This is a genomic window from Aeromonas aquatilis, assembly GCF_054052405.1.
Genome location: NZ_JBSTYP010000006.1, coordinates 23,148 through 42,899 on the forward strand (window position 1 = coordinate 23,148; position 19,752 = coordinate 42,899).

Genomic DNA, 19,752 nt, shown 5'->3' on the forward strand with positions numbered 1-19,752 from the left:
AAGGCGCCTAATGGCGCCTTTTTTAATGACAAAAAGACTAATAATGCAACTGTTGAACGGCTTCAGCTTCAATACAGCGAATAGCTTTAAGATTCCGGGCGAACTGACGATAAATGTGTGATTCTTAATTGCTTTAGTGTTTGTTGGAACCAATGATTAAGCTGTGCGTCATGCCAGTGGAGGTTATAAATGGCCCTTGATTATTTTGCCCTTGGTCTGCTCGTCTTTGTCGGGCTGGTCATTTTTTATGGCGTCATCGTTATCCACGATATTCCTTACGAGATTGCCAAACATCGGAATCACCCTCATCAGGATGCCATTCACGTGGCAGGCTGGGTCAGCCTGTTTACCCTGCATGTGCTGTGGCCCTTCCTCTGGATCTGGGCAACCATCTATCGCCCCGATCGCGGCTGGGGCTTTAGCCAGCGGCTGCAAAAAGATGAAGAGGAGCTGGCGGCCCTCAAGCAGGAGTTGGCGGATCTGAAGAGCCGTATCAACACTATCGAACAGAGTGAGCAACAGGGATAAACCATGGACCTGCTACTGATCCTGACCTACACGGCGCTGTGTGTCGCCATATTCAAAATCTTCCGCATCCCGCTCAACAAGTGGACAGTCCCAACCGCAGCGCTGGGTGGCGTGGTGCTCATCGGCACTCTCATCATGCTGATGAACTACAACCACCCCTACTCCGAGATGGCGCGCAACTACTACGTCTCTACCCCCATAGTGCCACTGGTCAAGGGGCGGGTTGTTGAAGTCCCGGTGCAGGCCAACCAGCCAGTGAAAAAAGGTGATGTGCTGTTTCGCCTCGATGACGAGCCGTTTCGCCTGAAAGTGGAGAGCCTCACCGCACGGGTCGAATCCAACCGCGAGCACCTCAAGTCCATCGAGGCGAGACTGCGCTCCGCCAGGCTGGATCGGGATCGCGCCAGCGACCTGATGCGCCGTGGCGTGGGCAAGCAGCGCGACCTCGACGTCACCCAGGCCAACGTGGACGACATCGTGGCCCAGATTGACCAGCAGAAAGCCACCCTGAACGATCTGCAGGCCCAGCTGATGGAAGCCAAGTACCAGCAGTCACAAACCGTGGTCTATGCCCCGAGCGATGGTCATGTGGTGCAGTTGGCCCTGCGCCCCGGCATGATCGCCACCCCCTTCATGTATCGTCCGGTGATGACTTTCATCCACAAGGATGACACTGCCTACGTCGGCTGGTTCTGGCAAAACAGCATGCAGCGACTGGCGGTGGGCGATGAGGCCGAGGTGGTGATCGATGGCGTACCCGGCAAAATCTTCAAAGGCAAGGTGACCGCCGTGGTTCCGGCCATTGCCGCCGGTAACGTGCAGGCCAACGCCGGTCTGCTGGATCAAACCACGGCGGTGCGCCCGGGTCGTCTGCCGGTGGTTATCTCCATCACCGACCCCGAGTGGGCCAAGTATCAGGTAATTGCAGGCTCCAGCGGGCAGGCTGCCATATACACCGATCACTTCCACCATGTGTCAGTGATGCGAAAAGTGCTGCTGCGCATGGCAAGCTGGATGAACTACATCTTCCCGTTCCATTGATCAGCACCCAAGCACCCAGCGGGCCGGCATCATGCCGGCTCGCTGTTTTTGTGACAGCAAGCACCCTATAATGGTGCCACCCTGCGCCGCACCATGCCCAAACGCCACGCCCTCATGTTCGTTCTCAGACCCTATCAGACCGACGCCGTCAACGCCGTGATCAGCCACTTTCGCAAACACCCGGATCCCGCCGTGGTGGTGCTGCCCACCGGGGCTGGCAAGAGTCTGGTGATCGCCGAACTGGCGCGCAAGGCACGCGGTCGGGTGCTGGTGCTGGCCCACGTCAAGGAGCTGGTGGAACAGAACCACGCCAAGTACGAGGCTTGGGGGCTCAAAGCCGACATCTTCGCTGCCGGCCTGGATCGCAAGGAGGCAAGCGCCCAGGTGGTGTTTGGCTCGGTGCAGTCGGTTGCCCGCAATCTGGACGCCTTCGACGGGGCGTTTTCGCTGCTCATTATCGACGAGTGCCATCGGGTCTCGCTCGATGACGACAGCCAGTACCATCAGGTGATCGACCACCTCAAGGCCGCCAATCCGGCCCTCAAAATTCTCGGCCTCACCGCCACCCCCTATCGGCTGGGGCTGGGCTGGATCTACCGGCGCCACTACCACGGCATGGTCAAGAGCCACGGCGAGCGGCTATTTGGCGACTGCGTGTTCGAGCTGCCGCTGCGCTTTATGGTCAAAAACGGCTACCTGACGCCGCCGCGCATGGTGGATGCCCCCATCGTCCACTACGACTTCAGCAAGCTGGTACCGCGGGAGAACGGCCTCTTCAGCGAGGCGGATCTCAACGGCGAGCTCAAGCGACAGGAGCGGGTTACACCCCATATCCTGAGTCAGGTGCTGGAGTATGCCGCCAACCGGCAGGGGGTGATGATCTTCGCCGCCACCGTCGAACACGCCCGCGAAATTCACGGCCTGCTGGGCGCCCGAGGCCAGCTGGCAGCCCTTATAACCGGTGAGACGCCGGGGCCGGAGCGCGATGCCCTCATCAACGCCTTCAAGGCGCGCGAGCTCAAGTTTCTGGTCAACGTAGCGGTGCTCACCACCGGCTTCGATGCCCCCCATGTCGATCTTATCGTGATGCTCAGACCTACCGAATCGGTCTCGCTCTATCAGCAGATCGTCGGGCGGGGCCTGCGCCTCTCGCCGGGCAAGACCGATTGTCTGGTGCTCGACTATGCGGGCAACAACTTCAACCTGTTCGCTCCCGAAGTGGGGGAGCCTCGCCCCCACGCCGGTACAGAGCCGGTGCAGGTGCCCTGCCCTGCCTGCGGCTTTGCCAACACCTTCTGGGGCAAGACCGACGAGGATGGCAAGGTGATCGAGCACTACGGCCGCCGCTGTCAGGGGCTGTTTGAAGATGATGAGGGCAACCGCGAGGAGTGCGACTACCGCTTTCGCGCCAAGATCTGTCCCGGCTGTGGCGCCGAAAATGACATCGCCGCCCGCCGCTGCCAGAACTGCGATCAGCTGCTGGTCGACCCTGACGACAAGCTCAAAGAGGCGCTCAATCTCAAGGATTGCATGGTGATCCGCTGCGCCGGTCTCACCTTCACCGCAGGGCGCGGCAAACAGGGGGAGCGGCTGGAGGTGACCTACCACGATGAGGATGGGTTGACCCTCAGCGAATACTTCGGATTTCACTCCCCGGGCGCGCGGCGCTTGTTTCAACAGCACTTTGTGCGTCATCATTGGCCCGCCCCGGGGCTGGAGCCCGAATTTGCCACCCTGGCGAGCGTGCTGGCCGCGCAAAGCCAGTTCCGTCATCCGGATTTTGTCATCGCCCGCAAATCGGGTCGCTTCTGGCAGATAAAAGAGAAAATTTTTGATTATGAGGGTCGCTATCGTACCGCCAACTCGCTGGCATGATGGCGACCGGCATACATGGCATGAATTGCATTACCCCCGTCGATCCCGAATCGGCGGGTTGAATTATCAGGGTCGGCACCACTGCCGGGCCCTTCGTCACGTTAGAGGATGTTATGCAGCGGCTGTTGATTGGTTTTTGTGCTCTCTTTTCTTCTCTGGCGGCTCACGCCGCCCCGCTGACGCCCCCTCAGGGTGGCCAGTACGCCATCATGGTGCAGGGCAATAACGGCGTCGAGTTCGCCCGCCACGCCGATCAGATGATCGCCCCCGCCTCCACCATGAAGGTGCTCACCGCGCTGGCGGCCCGCCTCGAGCTGGGTGCCGATTTCCGCTTCGCCACCGACATTCAGGCCCAACCCGGTGCCAAACAGGGTGACACCATCAACGGCGATATCTGGATCAACTTCGTCGGCGACCCCACCCTCTCCCGCATGGATCTGCTGGCCTTGTTCAAGCAGCTTGGCGTCAACCAGATCAAAGGCAACGTCTACGTCAACACCGGCGCCTACAACGGCTACGAGCGCGGCAACGGCTGGTCGTGGGGAGATCAGACCCTCTGCTTCGCCGCTCCTGTCTCCTCGGTCATCATCGACAAGAACTGCGCCTACGGCACCATCACTGCCACCCAGATTGGCAAACCGGCGGTGGGCAATGTGGCTACCGGCGTGCCCATCGGCATCGGTGCCAACAACGTGGAGGTGATGAGCTATGGCGACATGGCGCGCCAGTTCTGCGCACTGGAAGTGGACATGGCCAAGGGCAACTTCTACGAGCTCAAGGGCTGCATCACCCCGAATAAAGAGCCGCAGGGTCTGCGTTTCGCCATTCACGACGTGGAGGCTTGGGGCTGGGACAACATCCGCTGGGCGATGAACCGTGCCGGTATTAAGCATGATGGCCTGCTGCGGGTCACCCACAAGGCCCCTGAAGGGGCTGAGACCCTCGGCACCCACTATTCGGTCTCCCTGCCGGTGATGCTCGCCAAGATGCTGAAGAAATCGGACAACCTCTACGCCGATACCTTCCTCAAAACCGTGGGCCGTCACTACTACAACAAGCCGGGCAGCTATCGCAGCGGCACCATGGCAGTGCGCGCCATCCTGACCAAGAACGGCATCGATCTGGGCAACGCCACTCTGGCAGACGGCTCCGGTCTCTCCGCTCACAATCTCATCAGCGCCCGTCAGATGATGTCGGTGCTGAACTTCATCCAGAAAAATGATGCCGAGCTTGGCCTGATCAAGCTGCTGCCAAGCTCCCAGGTGGATGGCACCCTGGCGTGGCGCCGCAGCGTCACCGCCCCCATGATGAAGAACAAGGTCCACGCCAAGACCGGCACCATCACCGGCACCTCCAATCTGGTGGGCTTTATCGACACGGCAGGCGGCCAGCGCAAGGCGTTCGTGATGTTCCAGCGCGGCCTGTCCCAAGATCCGGCCACCCATGAACGCTACCGTGCCAGCAAAGCGCCGTGGCCCTGGACCGTATTTGAGAAGGGGGTGCTGGAGAGCATCTATCAGCAGCAACCTATCCAGATCGCCGATGAGAGCTGAGCCAATAGGCCCACTCGAATCACGGTATCGATAATTTCGGCTTCAAGTCGCCACGAGGCAGGGCTATGCTGTTGCCTGCCTCATATCAACGGCCATACATAAACGGCTTAAAAAACGGAGAGAAAATATGTTTGCAGTGATTTTTGGTCGCCCGGGTTGCCCCTACTGTGTCCGTGCCGTACAGATCGCCGAGCAGCTGACCGAACAGCGCGATGACTTCAAATTCCGCTACGTGGATATCCACGCAGAAGGGATCACCAAAGAAGATCTGGCCAAGAGCGCCGGCAAGCCGGTCAATACCGTGCCGCAGATCTTCCTGGATGAGCAGCACATCGGTGGCTGCACCGATTTCGAAGCCTACGCCAAAGCGAATCTGGGTCTCTACCAGTAATTCCTGCGGGTCATCACGAGCGGGTTGACCGCCAGAGCATATAAAAAATCCGGCGCCATCAGGCGCCGGATTTTTTATACGCGGAACTCGCACCATCCCTTGTCAGGGAGTGACAGACTGGGCGGCAAAGCGCGCAATGATGGGGTTGTGATCCGAACTGTCGGTCGCCGGTGAACTCACCTCGACCAAATCCAGATTGCGGTAGTAGAGGTGATCCAGCGGGCGACCAAAGGCGGTGCGGCGCAAATCAGGCACCGGCACGGCCTCTTGCAGCCCCAGCTCGTCCACCAATTTGCTTAACCAGAACTGACGTTTGTCGCTCCAGGTGTTGAAATCACCGGCCAGAATAACCGGCCCCTGATGGCGGCGCACCAAGGCTGTCAGGTCGTTGAGCTGCTCGCGGAAGGTGGCCATCCCCAGCTCGAAATTGACCGCATGGATATTGATGACCATGACGCCGTCAGGATCGCCCTGCAGCGGATAGAGGCTCACCAGCCCGGATTTGGGGATACGCAGCAAAGGCTCGGGGGAGCGCACGCCACAGACGAACGCCTGCGGGGTCTTGGCTACCGTCATCACCCCGAACGAGACGCCGCCCTGGGTGAAGGCTTGCAGCTGTTGCCACTGGAAATCACCGGCGCGCAGCCAGTCGAGCATATCGGGACGGGTGGCCGACTCTTGCAGCAGCACCAGATCCTGCCCCTTGGCATAACTGTCCATCCCTTCACGCCAGTTCTTGCGCTGGCCCTTGTAGAGGTTCCAGACCGTGATGCCGAATTCACGGGGCAGCGCCGTGGTCGCCAACGCTACCAGCGGCGGACGCTGGCAGTCGAGTCCCGGCACAATCCCTTGAGCTGTGACCAGATGGTTCTGATCCGGCACCTCGAAACAACCTACCAACCCCAGGGTCAGCAGGGAGGTGCCAAGAATGCGATAACTATTTTTCATTGGCTAACAACCGCCCGCCTTTGCTTTTTGTTGCGACCATCACAAACGTCATCCACGCCGACTAAGCTGATAGTCCCTGTTCCACCCAACCAGAAGGAGCCTGTCAATGGCGAGAGAACTTCGGTACTGCGTGACGTTTTATGATCAACAAGGAAATTGTCATCAAGTGGAGCTGTCTACCGTCTATCACATCAGACGGGACCCTCAATGCGATCTCTGCCTGTTTGACACCCTGCAATATGTGGGCTCGGAAGAGATGCTGGAACGCATGATACGGCAAAAAACCGGGCTTGAGCAGGAAATATCCATCATCAACGCCCGGCTTATTTGATCAGGCACTCACCGGAACCGGGCGGGATTTGCCGTGTTCGTCGATGGCGACATAGGTGAAGATCCCCTCGGTCACACAATAACGCTGGGCGTCGTTTTCGCGCAGTACCGGCTTGACCCACACCTCCAGCTTGAGCTTCATGGAGCTGCGGCCGATCTTGATGCAGCGGCCGTAGCAGCAGACCACATCGCCCACCTTGACCGGACTGTGAAAGGTCATGCCTTCGACGGATACGGTACAAATACGTCCCTTTGCCAGCTCCTTGGCCATAATGCCCCCACCTATATCCATCTGGGACATGATCCAGCCACCAAAGATGTCGCCATTGGGGTTGGTATCGGCTGGCATTGCCAGGGTTCTCAGCAACAACTCCCCATCGGGGTGACGTTTTGTATCTACCATCATTACCGCCTCTCTCTCATGGATGGCGGCATGATAGGGGGCGATCACCCCCTTGGCAAACCTCAATTGCCCGAGGCGGCGAGCTCGGCAAACCAGTGGGCCGGATCGGGCCAGCGATAGTTGAATCCCATCTGCTGGCAAATCAGCTGACCGTCGATGGGCTGAAATTCACCGGCAGGCTCGATAAAGACCGGCGCGGGCAGCCCCTGCTGACGCGCCGCAAAGGGGTAGAACTGCTCGCGACGCGGATGCACAGGCGCGCTCAGGTTGAATACATCCCCATCCTTGCCCCGCTCCAGCAACAAGATGCAGGCTGCCACCACATCGTCCAGATGGACCAGATTGACCGACTGGGCGCCACCATCCAGGGTCTTGCCCGCCAGGAAACGACCGGGATGGCGATCCGGGCCATAAAGGCCGGAGGGGCGCACTATCATCACCGTCTCGAAACCGGCCGTCAGCACCGCCTGCTCCGCCGCCAGCATCCGCTCGCCACGGGCATGGCGGGGTTGGGGTTCTTCCCCCTCCTGCTGCCCTGCGCCCCACACCGAGGTGGCGCTGACAAACAGTACCCGCCGGGTGCCGCTCGCTTTGGCCAACGCACAGGCCCTTGCCACCGCCTGCGGATAGTCATCGGTCTTGCTGGGCGGTACGCAGATAACCAACGATTCGCAGGGGATGGGCCACTGCTCTTTTTGATCAGCAACGGGCATCTCGGCAGAGCCCATGTTGGCAGAGATGGTCAGCGGATAGGCGTTGATCCCCTCCCCCTGCAAACGGGCCGCCTTCTCGGCGCTGCTAACCGTCACCGCCACCTGCTTGCCAGCCGCCAACAGGGCTCGCGCCAGCGGCAGCCCCAGCCACCCCGCCCCCAGAATGCCGATCGTCCCAGCGAAATGTTGCTCTGTCATCGTCCCTTCTCCTGCTTGACGCTATTTGCCCCGCAGCTTACCTGCCTTGGTAGGAAAAGGAAGCCTTGGTCACATATCTCTAAAACCATTTTATTTCTAAACGACATTTATTGAATTACTAACCGTGTAACTCATCACACAGTTTGAATATTATTTAAAATTCGATAGATATAGTCGAATACTTGACTAGGCAACCGTACTGACCTGAACTCTACCAATCTACTATCCTGCATCGCAGTCCTACGTTCTTCTGAGGCAAGATCAAATTCTATCATCGCAGCCAAATGTTCAAGAGCATACTTTCCAGAGGGGTTTGAACTTTCAGATATTTGGAGGAAATCCAATAATTTTTTACTTCCTTCACGCTTACTAATTACTGCATCCAGCAGTCTTGGATTAGCAACACTCATAAAACAAATCGTTGCCATTATATCTTGATAATAGCTATCCATACGTATACCGAGGGAATTCTCAATGATCGCAAAGTAGGTTAACATTCGCTCAATATCACGTAATGAAGGCTTTAAATGTTCAACTAATAATTTTAGTGTTTCTACAGCATCATCATTATTTATAGCACTCCCTTCACTCATTAATTTAAAAGCTGTCACTAGATATTTAACGCCATCATCTTGCTGATATTTACCAGATGCTCGAGGCAGCGATAGCCAAACATTAATAAATTTCTGTAGGTATGTAACAGAATCAATTCCATCACCATATCGACACTTGACTGACTCTTCCAATTGCTTTCTATTCATAACAAGCAAGAATGTAATACCTGATACTGAAAATAAGTGTTTAATATTTTCCAGTAGGTCTAATGCAAAATCTGGCCTGCAGCGATCAAGCTCATCAATAACAAAGACTATCCTTTTTCCAGGTGTATGATTGATCGCTATGTCTGATAAAAAATCTCTGAAATTTCTTAATGCTAATTTATCCGCTTTAGAACTCTCAAACTTGGAAGCAATAATTGAATCTACTTGTTCAGAAACCAATGTAGAAATATCACTTTCAGCTTGATCAAGTATTGTTCCATCAATTAGACCTGCAGTACCTAACCGAATGCCAGTTTTAATCATCCCTCGACTAAAGGTTTTAAAAACCTGAGCTGCTTTTTTCTTGAATTCAACTTTCTTACTTTCAACTTTATCCTCTAGCAACTCATATATTTCTGAGGCAAGAGCTAAGAATGGCTCTTTTTGGTAATCATTTTCAAATGCATCGAAATATATTGTTTCAAGAGGAGGCTCTTGCTTATATTTGTTCTCACCAGACCACATTTTTATAAATGTGCTTTTACCTTCCCCCCATTGCGCATCCAATGCCAACACCAAATTCTCATCAGAATTAACAATCAAGTTATAAAGTCGATCACCAAACTGCTTTCGATTAAACAAATCTTTTTCTGTTGAAAATCCTTCATCATCATTAATCTTTAATTCTGGAACTGTTAGCTTCATAACTCACCCCAAATAAAATATTATTTACAGAATAGAGAGATTAAAAATATTCATGTGTGCATCATGCCCACTTGGGGCTTGCATATCAATAATTTTGTTATTTGCATCAATACCATGATAATTCTGTAACGGTACTTTCCATCAAACAAAATGCGTTGTTCCTGTGAGCAATTCGCGTATTTCCAATACAAAAAAGCGGGCCAATGGCCCGCTTGGTTATATTTCACTTACTTCACCATCACACCGGCGGATGGAAATGGCTGGCCTCGCGGGTGGCCATCTCCTCGTAGGTGGCCCACTTCTGCCACGCCACTTTTTGCGCCACCTGCATCAGCCGTTCGGCCTCCTCCGGATGGCTCTGGGCCAGCACCCGATAACGGGTCTCCTCCTGCCGGTATTCAGCAAGGGGGATGGAGGGGCGCAGGCTGTCGAGACTGAAGGGGTTCTGCCCCGATCTGCGCAATACCGGGTTGTAGCGCATCAGCGGCCAGTGACCGGAGGCCACGGCCCGTTTCTGCTGGGTCAGGCCAAACTCCATATCGATGCCGTGGGCGATACAGTGGCTGTAGGCGATGATCAGCGACGGGCCCGGATAGGCTTCGGCTTCACGCAAGGCCTGCAGCGCCTGCTTCGGGTTGGCACCAAAGGCGATACGGGCAACATAGACGTTGCCGTAGGAGATGGCTTGCAACGCCACATCCTTCTTGGCCAGCGTCTTGCCCCCCGCCGCGAACTTGGCGACGGCGCCGAGCGGGGTCGATTTCGACATCTGGCCGCCGGTGTTGGAGTAGACCTCGGTATCCATCACCAGCACGTTCACATCGCGCCCGGAGGCGAGCACATGGTCGAGCCCCGATGAGCCGATGTCATAGGCCCAGCCATCGCCACCGATGATCCAGACGGAGCGGCGCACCAGCTGATCGATAAGCGACAGCAGCTCGCGAGCCTTGCCGGATTTCACCTCTTCCAGCCGCTCCTGCACTTGGGCCACCCGGGTGCGCTGGGCGCGGATCTCCGACTCCAGCCGCTGCGGTGCGCTAATCAGGGTATCGACCAGCTCTGGGCCCAGCTCCCCCTTCATCGCTTCAAGGGCCGCCACCGCCTGACCGTGATGCTGATCGGCGGTGAGACGAAAACCAAAGCCAAATTCGGCGTTGTCCTCGAACAATGAGTTCGACCAGGCCGGCCCCTTCCCTTCGCCATTCTTGGCCCACGGGGTAGTCGGCAGGTTGCCGCCATAGATGGAGGAGCAACCGGTGGCGTTGGCCACCAGCATGCGATCGCCAAACAGCTGGGTCAGCAGCTTGAGGTACGGGGTCTCGCCACAGCCCGCGCAGGCACCGGAGAACTCGAACAGGGGTTCGAGGAACTGGGTGCCGCGCACGGTGGAGAAATCCACCCGCTCGCGGGCAGGCCACGGCAGGCTTTCGAACCAGCGCAGCGCCTGTTTCTGGCCAGCCAGATGGAGCGCCTTATCCATCATGGTGATGGCGCGCTCGCCCTCGTGTTCCTCATCCGCCCCAGCCCGCACCGGACAGGCCTGCACGCACTGACCGCAGCCGGTGCAATCCTCCGGATAGAGTTGCAGGGTGTAGCGGCTATCGGGGAAGCCCTTGGCGGTGACGGGCACCGACTGCGCTGCCTCGGGGGCAGTCGCCAGCCAGTCCTGATGGTAGAACTTAGCCCGCAGCGCCGCGTGGGGGCAGACAAAGACGCAGTTGCCGCACTGGATGCAGATATCGGAGTGCCAGATCGGGATCTCGCGGGCGATATCGCGCTTCTCGAAGCGACTGGTGGCGGTGGGGTAAGTGCCATCCACCGGCAGCATGGAGACCGGGATCAGATCGCCGCGCCCCGCCAGCATCTCGCCAGTGACCCGCTGGACAAACTCGCTGCCCCCCGATGCCAGTGGCAACGGATAGTCGCTGATCTGCTCGTCACCGGCCGGGATGACCACCTGATGGAGATGGGCCAGGGTGTCGTCCACCGCCGCGAAGTTGCGCTCGACCACCTCGGGCCCCTTGCGGGCATAACTCTTCTCAATGCTCTCCTTGATCAGCGCAATAGCCTCATCCCGCGGCAAGACTCCGGCCAGGGCGAAGAAACAGGTCTGCATGATGGTGTTGATGCGATTGCCCATGCCGTTTTGCTCGGCCACCCGATCCCCATCGATGCAGTAGAGCTGGATATTGAGGGCGCGGATACGGGCGCGCAGCCGCTCGGGCAGCTGACCCCACACCTTGTCCGCCTCATAGGGGGCATTAAGCAGCAGGGTCGCCCCTTCCGCGGCGTGCTCCAGCAGATCGACCGATTCGACAAAACCCCACTGGTGGCAGCCGATAAAGCTCGCCTGCTCGATAAGCCAGGGGGCATCGATAGGCTCGGGGCCAAAGCGCAGGTGGGAGACGGTGCGCGAGCCCGACTTCTTGGAGTCGTAGACGAAGTAGCCCTGAGCGTGGAAGCCCTCCAGCTCGCCGATGATCTTGATGCTGTTCTTGTTGGCGCCCACCGTGCCGTCGGCACCAAGGCCGAAGAAGAGTGCCCGCACCCGGCTGGCGGGCTCCAGATCGCCGATGGGGTGCCAGGCCAGACTGAGGCCCGACACATCATCCACTATCCCCACGGTAAAGCGCGGGCGCGGCGCATCGGATGCCAGCTCCTCGAACACCGCCGCGCACATGGCGGGGGTGAACTCCTTGGAAGATAGGCCGTAGCGACCGCCACTGAGCCAGGGCAGCCGCTTGATAAGGCCGCGCTGCAAACCGTCGATCAGCGCGCTCTGCACATCCAGCAGCAACGGCTCGCCACCGGCGCCCGGCTCCTTGGTGCGATCCAGCACCGCCATGCGCCGCACGCTCGCGGGCAGCGCATCGAGCAACGCCTGTACCGGGAAGGGGCGATAGAGGCGAATGACCAGTACCCCGGTCTTGCGATCCTGTTGGTTGAGCCAATCCACGGTAGTGCGGGCAGTAGCCGCCCCCGAGCCCATCAGCACGATGACGTCGGTGGCATCGGGCGCGCCGTGGTACTCCACCAGCCGGTAGTGACGACCGGTCAGCTCGCCGAGGTTGTCCATGCACTGCTGCACCCGCGCCGGTACCGCCTCGTAGAAGGGGTTGACGCTCTCGCGGGACTGGAAATAGGTATCCGGGTTCTGGGCGGTGCCGCGCATCACCGGATGATCCGGGTTGAGCGCCCGCGCACGGTGGGCGCGTACCCAGTCGTTGTCGATAAGCGCCCGGATCTCGTCCCGATGCAGGGCGGTGATCTTGTTCACCTCGTGGGAGGTGCGAAAACCGTCGAAGAAGTGGATAAAGGGCACCCGGCACTGCAGGGTGACGCTGTGGGCAACCAAGGCCAGGTCCTGCGCCTCCTGCACCGAGCCGGAGGCGAGCATGGCAAAGCCGGTGCTGCGCGCCGCCATCACGTCCTGATGGTCGCCAAAGATCGACAGCCCCTGCGCCGCCAAGGATCGGGCCGCCACATGGAACACCGCCGAGGTCAGTTCACCGGCGATCTTGTACATGTTGGGCAGCATCAGCATCAGCCCCTGACTGGCGGTGAAGGTGGTGGCGAGCGCCCCCGCCTGCAGGGCGCCGTGTACCGTGCCAGCCGCCCCCCCTTCGCTCTGCATCTCCACCACGGTGGGGATGTTGCCCCACAGGTTGGTCTGCCCTTCCGCCGCCCAGGCGTCGGCCAGTTCGGCCATAGTCGAGCTTGGGGTAATGGGGTAGATGGCACACACTTCGCTCAGCTGGTAGGCCACCCGGGCCGCGGCTTCGTTGCCGTCGACCATGATCAATTCATGTTTCATTGGGACTCCTCCGGTTGGCGCAGCTCGATGGCGTGGCAGGGGCACTGGTCGTGGCAGGCACCGCAGCCGGTGCAGCGCTCGGCATCCACCTGATACCCCTTGCCCGGCCCCAGCTTGGCGATGGCCTGCTCGGGGCAGCTGCCGTAGCAGCCGTCGCACTCGAAGCAGTTGCCGCAGGAGTAGCAGCGCGCCGCCTCGTAACGGGCGGCAACCTCATCCAGCCCGCCGATGATCTCGCCAAAGTCATCCCGCGCCCACGCCGGTTTGACCGGCTGACTGCTGGCTGGCGCGTGGGTCTGGAACCAGAGTTGCAACTGCTCCGGCCCCACCAGCGGGTAGGAGACCATCTTCTGGTAGTGGCGACCGCGCAGCCAGGCATCCATATGGCGCGCCGCCTTCTTGCCATGGCCGGTGGCGATGGTGACGGTACGCTCGGAGGGCACCATGTCGCCGCCCGCAAACAGACCCGGCACATCCGTCATCAGGTTACCCGCCACCTGCACCACCCCCTCCTTGTTGACCCGCACGCCGGGAATGCTCTCCAGCACCGAGAGATCGACCTCCTGACCGAGCGCCAGAATAAGGGAGTCTGCTTCGAGGGTTTCAAACTTGCCGGTGGGCACCGGCTTGCCCTCGGCATCCAGCGCCATCACCTCCACCTCGATATGGGTGTTGTCGAGCTGGCGAATGCTGCGCAGCCAGTTGATCTTGATCCCCTCCTCCTCGGCCTCATCGGCTTCGAAGGCGTGGGCCGGCATATGGTCGCGGTCGCGGCGGTAGATGATCATCGCCTCTTCCACACCGAGGCGGCGGGCAGTGCGGGCCGCGTCCATGGCGGTATTGCCACCCCCATAAATCGCCACCCGCCGTCCCAGTTTGGGTGGCGGCAAGCCCTGCTCTTCGGCCAAACTGGCCTGCTCGAGGAAACTCACCGCATCGAGGATCTTGCCCGCTTCCCGGGCCGGAATATCAACCCGCTTGGCCAGATGGGCGCCGATGGCCATAAAGACGGCGTCAAAGCCCCCCTCGTCGCGCTCGCGCAGCACATCCTCCACCTTGTGGTTGAGAGTGAGGGTCACCCCGGCAGCCACGATACGGGCCACCTCCCGATCCAGCACGTCGCGGGGCAAACGGTAAGCGGGAATACCGAAGCGCAGCATGCCGCCGGCAAGCGGCCCCGCCTCGCGGATCTCCACCTGATGGCCGAGCCGGTTGAGGTGCCAGGCGCAGGAGAGGCCGGAGGGCCCGGCACCGATCACCAGCACCTTCTTGCCGCTGGCAGGGGCAGGTGGCGCTGGCTGCCAGCCACGGGCCAGCGCCTCGTCGCCGAGGAAACGCTCGATGGCGTGGATGGAGACGGATTCATCCACCTGCCCGCGGTTGCAGGCGCTCTCGCAGGGGTGATAGCAGACCCGGCCATGAATGGCGGGCAAGGGGTTCTCTTCGATCAGGGTCTGCCAGGCCGCTTCAAAGCGACCGGCCTGCGCCAAAGAAAGCCAGGCCTGGATGTTTTCTCCGGCCGGGCAGGCGTGATTGCAGGGTGGCAGGGCCGGCCGCCAGACGGGTAGCCGGGTACGCACCGGGCCTGTTCCCGTTTTCAGGGAGAGATCCGGCAATGGGGTCATGTCCAGTTGTTTGCTCATACATTGCTTTCTTCTTTTTGTGTGACAGGCCCCACCCGATGGCGCTTGATACCGTGTCGCCGAGGCGGACGGTGGCCGGATGGGGAAGAAGCGAAAGCGTTAGAAACTGGGAACTGAGTCGATAATGGCCGCTTTTTTGTACTGATTAGCGAATCAGGATCAAAAAATGTTGCACTTTATGGTTCATAGAGACCAGAACGTGACTCAAGTAACATCTTGTCCAGCTGGCCGCTCGCTTTCAGTTTGGCTAGCCCCCGATTGAAGGTTTTGATCAGCTCGTCGGCATTGGCGCGCTTGCGGCTGATCAACAGGTGACCTTCAACTTTCATCACGGGTTTTGAATGGGTTACAAAGAGATCGACCGTGCTGGCCGGGTAGAACTGACGCAGGGAGTAGTAGCCGACATCGATGTTCTCCAGCGTCAGGTCGGCACGGCCGGAGAGCAGCAGATCGAAGCTCTGGCGCAGCCGGGTGACGAACTGCACCTGCAGCGGCACCTGCGCGATGGCTGCAAAAAAATCTGCATTGTAGGTATAGCCACTGACCGCAGCCAGCTTGCGATCCGCCAGATCCTGATAGCCACGCCATTCCAGCGGATCGGATTTGAGATAGAACCAGACGTAGGTCTCGCTCAGAATGGGATCGCTGTAGAGATGGGTTTTGCGCCGCTCGCTCGACTCATACCAGTGGACTGTGCCATCCACCACTCCCTCCTCCGACAAGCGAAAGGCCCGCTTCCAGGGCAGAAACTGGAACTTGACGCTCACCCCTTCACTCTTGAACGCCTCGCTCACCACATGGGGGATCAGCCCCTGATATTTCAGCGTCTCGGAGCAGTAAGGGGGATACTCTCCCGTGGTCAGGGTCAGCTCCTGCGCCCAGAGCCCGTGACAAAAAAGGCTCACCGCCAGCAACCAGCTTATTTTCATCCCGATACCCTCTTGCTCTGTTTTCCCAACTATAGACCGCCCCTTGAAAGGATTGCCGGATCGCCGGGGAACCGTTATGTTCCCCTTTTTCCAGGCGAACGCGCCGCGTCACAAGGATATGAAGATGCCCAGGCTAGACAGCATTCACCTCTACCCCATCAAATCGACTGCAGGCATGCCGCTGGCTCGCGCCCGGGTGACCGAAGAGGGACTGGCAGGGGATCGCCGCTACATGGTGGTCAAACCGGACGGCACCTTTATCACCGCCCGAACCCATCCCCAACTGCAACAGGTCGTGGCTACCCCCATCGAAGGGGGCTTGCAACTGCGCTATCCGGGCTTTGAACCGCTCACCCTGCAAGAGGCCGACTTCAGCCGCGCCCCGCAAGCTACCGGAGTCTGGAGCGACCGTTTCACCGCCCTGCACACCGACCCCAAAGCCGATGGGTGGCTAAGCCGGGTGGCAGGGGAGACGGTGCAACTGCTCTGGCTGGGTGAAACCTCTGATCGCTTTCGCGAGAAGACCGGCACCCGGGTCAGCTTTGCCGACGGTTATCCGCTGCTGCTGATAAGCCAGGCCTCCCTGGAGGATCTCAACCTGCGCTCCGATGCCCTGCACCAGATGAGCCAGTTCCGTACCAATCTGGTGGCAAGCGGCACCCGCCCCCTCGAGGAGGACAGCTGGGTGCGTATCCGCATCGGCGAGGTGGAATTCAAGGTGGTCAAGCCCTGCAGCCGCTGCATCATGACCACGGTGGAAGCGGGCACCGATCGTTTCAACGCCCTGAAAGAGCCGCTGGCCACCCTCACCCGCTACCGCCGTGGCGAGGATGGCGAGGTCTACTTCGGCCAGAATCTGGTGGCCCTGAACGAGGGGTGGATTGAGGCAGGCAGCGAGATCGAGGTGCTGGAACGCACCCGTCCGGTGGTCTATCCCGCCGCCGCGCCGAAAAAACGGGAGCTGGTCTGCGTGGCCCGCGAACCGCTGGCGCGGGATCTGGAGACCTTCTGGTTCGAGGCGGCCGATGGCGAGCCGCTGCCCGACTACCTGCCGGGCCAGCATCTGCCCATCAGCCTTGATATCAAAAACGAGCGGATTCAACGGCGCTATACCCTGAGCTCTACGCCAGATCACCCAGAGCGTTACAGTATCAGCGTCAAGAAGGTGGAGGGTGGTCGCATCTCCCACTGGCTGCACCAGCAGTTGCAGGTGGGCGACCGGCTGCTGGCCGCCAACCCCGCAGGCGAGTTTCACCTGGGCCACGAGCGCAACCTCCTGCTGCTCTCCGCAGGCTCCGGCGTCACCCCCATGCTGGCGATAGCCCGCACCCTGGCGCTACACGAGGAGCTGGAAGATGTGCACTTTATGCATCTGTGCCGCAGCGAAGCGGACATTCCCGCCGCCAGCGAACTGCACGCCATGGCGCAGCAAGGCATGACGCTCACCCTGATCCTGAGCCAGCCAGATAGCCACTGGCAGGGGCTGCAAGGGCGACTCAATGATGAGCATCTGCAACTGGTCAAAGGGCTGGCCGAAAAAGAGGTCTTTATCTGCGGCCCCCACGGCTTTATGGCCGATGCTGCCGCCAAAGTTGCAGCCCTCGGCGTTCCGGCCGCACGGATCAAACAGGAGAGTTTTGGCGGCGCCATTCTCTCGGTGGCCCGCCCCCATCAGGCGGTACAACTGCGTATCGGCGCCCAAGCCTTTACCGGCAACAATCAGGGCACTGTGCTGGATCAAGCCAACAAGCAAGGTGTAGAGCTGCCATGGAGCTGTCGCGCCGGCATCTGCGGCAGTTGCAAACAAACGCTGATCTCGGGCGAGGTGGATCACCCCGATACCCCCGCCATCACCGCCGCCGAGCGGGCAAAGGGCAAGATCCTTGCCTGCTGCGCCGTGCCGCTCACAGACCTTGAAATCCTATGAGCAGGTGATCGGGCTGCATTAATTCACGCCAACCCAGATGACCGGGGAATTGATCCCGGTCATTTTTCTTGCCAAGGCCGCCGCCCAGCTTCTGCTTATTTCCGTTCATCGTCCTCGGAGCAAGTTTTCCCTTCCTATACTCTCAGAGCAAAAAGCCTTGCCAGCCATTGACTTGGCGATGCTCCATACGACACTCAGCCATAGGGAAAGGACGCCCATACCATGGAACAGAACAAGCCCGCCTTTCAGCTCAACCTGCTGCTATCCGTCATTACCCTAATCCTGCTGTCACTGGTGTTTTTCGCCTACAGCTGGGCGGGTAAACAACTGGAAGAGAGTTATCGACAACAATATGTCTCCTACCTGCTGGCCGATGAGCTGCGCCAATCCTCCGATGATCTGACCCGACTCGGTCGCACCTATGTCATCACCAAGGATCCCGCCTACGAGCAGCAGTACATGCGGATCCTGGCCATTCGCAACGGCGAGCAACCGAGGCCGGAAGGCTACAACCGTATCTACTGGGATTTTGTCGCCGCCAACGGCCAGAATCCACGACCCGATAGTAACCAGCGCCGCGGCCTGATCGACCTGATGAAGGATGCCGGTTTTACCGACGGGGAGCTGGCCAAACTGAACGAAGCCAAAAACAACTCGGATGCGCTGGTCAACACCGAGGTGGCCGCCTTCAAACTGGTGCAGCAGAGCGATGGCGACCCGGTTACCAACCAGCAGAAAGCCATCGCCATGATGCATGACAAGGCCTATCACCAGAACAAGGGGCGCATCATGTCTCCCATCGATGACTTTTACGTGATGATGGAGCAGCGTAACCAGGAGGCGGTCGAAAGCGCCATCGCCAATACCGATATGTTGCGCTATCTCTTTATCGCCCTCGGTCTGGTGTTGATGTTCTTCCTCTGGCGCACCTATCGCTCCCTGCTCGATCTGGTGGGCACCTCGGTCGAACAGCTCAAGACCGATCTCCATCTGCTGGCGGAGGGGGACTTCTCGCGTCCCATCAAGGTGCCGGCCGGCTCGAAAGAGAGCCTGATCGGTCTGCTCGGCGGCATGCAGACCACCCTCAAGGGGATCATCGCCAAGGTCTCCCACTCCACCGAGGAGCTGTCCCACTCTGCTGACAGCATCGCCCAGATCGCCGAACAGACTGCCCAGTTTGCCACCGATCAGCAAACCAGTACCCAGACCATGGCCGCCGCCATCGAGGAGCTGGTGGTGAGCATCAGTCACCTCTCCGACAACGCCACCCATGCCGACGAGCTGAGCAAGGTCTCCGCCAATACCCTGGAGGAGGGATCAGGGGTCATTAAAGAGACGCTTGGCAGCATCGAGAATATCTCCACCACAGTGGGGGATGCGGCCAGCACCATTTCCGAGCTCAACGGCCATACCCAGCAGATTTCGGAGATCATCGGAGTGATCCGCGGCATCGCCGATCAGACCAACCTGCTGGCCCTCAACGCGGCCATCGAGGCGGCGCGGGCCGGTGAACAGGGGCGCGGCTTTGCGGTGGTGGCCGACGAGGTGCGCAATCTGGCCAGCCGCTCGGCGGCCTCAACCCAGCAGATCACCGGGATGATCAGCAAGATCCAGAGCGGGGCGGATGCCTCCATCCGCAGCATGGAGAACACGGTCAACAACGTCTCTCGCGGGGTTACACTGGCCAACCAGACCGGCGAGGCGATCGCCAGCATCCAGAGCCACGCCTCAAACCTCACCGGCCTGATGGGGGAGATCAGCCACACCCTGCGCGAGCAGTCCACCGCCGCCAACGAGGTGGTCTCTACCGTCGGCAACATCACCTCCCTCTCCGAGCAATCGGGGGATGCCGCCCGCCACGTGTCCCAAGAGGCAGCCAAGCTCAAGCAGCTGTCACGGGTACTGCGCCAGGAGATGGGGCATTTCAAGCTTTAAAGAACGCTGAAAAGCAAAACGGCTGCCCGAAGGCAGCCGTTTTTTTTGCGGGGTTATC

The 19,752-nt window shown here is 59.3% G+C and carries 15 protein-coding genes; 8 read left to right on the forward strand and 7 right to left on the reverse strand.

Annotation, left to right across the window (positions count from 1 at the left end; translation table 11 throughout):
• Positions 1 to 189: 189 nt before the first annotated feature.
• The 5 genes from ACW5W8_RS03405 to ACW5W8_RS03425 all read left to right on the forward strand — a co-directional run bounded on the left by ACW5W8_RS03405 (position 190) and on the right by ACW5W8_RS03425 (position 5,388).
• Positions 190 to 528: a DUF3302 domain-containing protein gene (locus ACW5W8_RS03405; protein WP_005337862.1), complete on the forward strand. Its 339-nt coding sequence runs from the start codon at positions 190 to 192 to the stop codon at positions 526 to 528.
• Between the two features lie 3 nt (positions 529 to 531).
• Positions 532 to 1,569 carry an HlyD family secretion protein gene (locus ACW5W8_RS03410; protein ID WP_498626413.1) on the forward strand — a complete coding sequence of 346 codons (1,038 nt, stop codon included), beginning with the start codon at positions 532 to 534 and terminating at the stop codon, positions 1,567 to 1,569.
• A gap of 114 nt (positions 1,570 to 1,683) precedes the next feature.
• Entirely contained in the window at positions 1,684 to 3,444 is a 1,761-nt protein-coding gene (gene radD / locus ACW5W8_RS03415) for a DNA repair helicase RadD (protein WP_498626414.1), read from the forward strand.
• 113 nt (positions 3,445 to 3,557) lie between these two features.
• Positions 3,558 to 4,997, forward strand: a complete 1,440-nt coding sequence (gene dacB, locus ACW5W8_RS03420; RefSeq protein ID WP_498626415.1) for a D-alanyl-D-alanine carboxypeptidase/D-alanyl-D-alanine endopeptidase — start codon at positions 3,558 to 3,560, stop codon at positions 4,995 to 4,997.
• Between the two features lie 94 nt (positions 4,998 to 5,091).
• Positions 5,092 to 5,388 (forward strand): GrxA family glutaredoxin, encoded by a 297-nt coding sequence (locus tag ACW5W8_RS03425; RefSeq protein WP_223849348.1) that lies wholly within the window; start codon positions 5,092 to 5,094, stop codon positions 5,386 to 5,388.
• A 102-nt stretch (positions 5,389 to 5,490) separates the two neighbouring features.
• Here ACW5W8_RS03425 and ACW5W8_RS03430 read toward each other — a convergent pair whose 3' ends face one another.
• On the reverse strand, positions 5,491 to 6,336 hold the full coding sequence (locus ACW5W8_RS03430) for an endonuclease/exonuclease/phosphatase family protein (RefSeq protein ID WP_224968035.1): 846 nt from the start codon (positions 6,334 to 6,336) through the stop codon (positions 5,491 to 5,493).
• 106 nt (positions 6,337 to 6,442) lie between these two features.
• Here ACW5W8_RS03430 and ACW5W8_RS03435 point away from each other — a divergent pair, with 106 nt between their 5' ends.
• Positions 6,443 to 6,667, forward strand: coding sequence for a hypothetical protein (locus tag ACW5W8_RS03435; protein ID WP_498626416.1), 225 nt, complete (start codon positions 6,443 to 6,445; stop codon positions 6,665 to 6,667).
• Here ACW5W8_RS03435 and yciA read toward each other — a convergent pair whose 3' ends face one another.
• The 6 genes from yciA to ACW5W8_RS03465 all read right to left on the reverse strand — a co-directional run bounded on the left by yciA (position 6,668) and on the right by ACW5W8_RS03465 (position 15,832).
• The gene (gene yciA / locus ACW5W8_RS03440) at positions 6,668 to 7,072 is read right to left on the reverse strand and encodes an acyl-CoA thioester hydrolase YciA (protein WP_335812575.1); all 405 of its coding nucleotides are present in this window, start codon (positions 7,070 to 7,072) and stop codon (positions 6,668 to 6,670) included.
• A 59-nt stretch (positions 7,073 to 7,131) separates the two neighbouring features.
• Positions 7,132 to 7,980, reverse strand: coding sequence for an NAD-dependent epimerase/dehydratase family protein (locus ACW5W8_RS03445; RefSeq protein ID WP_498626418.1), 849 nt, complete (start codon positions 7,978 to 7,980; stop codon positions 7,132 to 7,134).
• Positions 7,981 to 8,114: 134 nt separating this feature from the next.
• Positions 8,115 to 9,446, reverse strand: a complete 1,332-nt coding sequence (locus tag ACW5W8_RS03450) for a KAP family P-loop NTPase fold protein (protein WP_252412363.1) — start codon at positions 9,444 to 9,446, stop codon at positions 8,115 to 8,117.
• 238 nt (positions 9,447 to 9,684) lie between these two features.
• Positions 9,685 to 13,260, reverse strand: a complete 3,576-nt coding sequence (gene nifJ, locus ACW5W8_RS03455; RefSeq protein WP_498626420.1) for a pyruvate:ferredoxin (flavodoxin) oxidoreductase — start codon at positions 13,258 to 13,260, stop codon at positions 9,685 to 9,687.
• Entirely contained in the window at positions 13,257 to 14,903 is a 1,647-nt protein-coding gene (locus tag ACW5W8_RS03460) for an NAD(P)-binding protein (protein WP_429207819.1), read from the reverse strand. The genes nifJ and ACW5W8_RS03460 overlap by 4 nt, the downstream gene beginning before the upstream one ends.
• Before the next feature lie 176 nt (positions 14,904 to 15,079).
• The gene (locus ACW5W8_RS03465) at positions 15,080 to 15,832 is read right to left on the reverse strand and encodes a substrate-binding periplasmic protein (protein ID WP_498626421.1); all 753 of its coding nucleotides are present in this window, start codon (positions 15,830 to 15,832) and stop codon (positions 15,080 to 15,082) included.
• 76 nt (positions 15,833 to 15,908) lie between these two features.
• Between ACW5W8_RS03465 and ACW5W8_RS03470 the strand changes: the two genes are divergently transcribed.
• Both ACW5W8_RS03470 and ACW5W8_RS03475 read left to right on the forward strand, forming a co-directional pair.
• The gene (locus ACW5W8_RS03470) at positions 15,909 to 17,759 is read left to right on the forward strand and encodes an MOSC N-terminal beta barrel domain-containing protein (RefSeq protein WP_498626422.1); all 1,851 of its coding nucleotides are present in this window, start codon (positions 15,909 to 15,911) and stop codon (positions 17,757 to 17,759) included.
• Between the two features lie 222 nt (positions 17,760 to 17,981).
• A complete protein-coding gene (locus tag ACW5W8_RS03475; RefSeq protein ID WP_498626423.1) occupies positions 17,982 to 19,694 on the forward strand; it encodes a methyl-accepting chemotaxis protein in 1,713 nt (570 codons plus the stop codon).
• Positions 19,695 to 19,752: the final 58 nt, after the last annotated feature.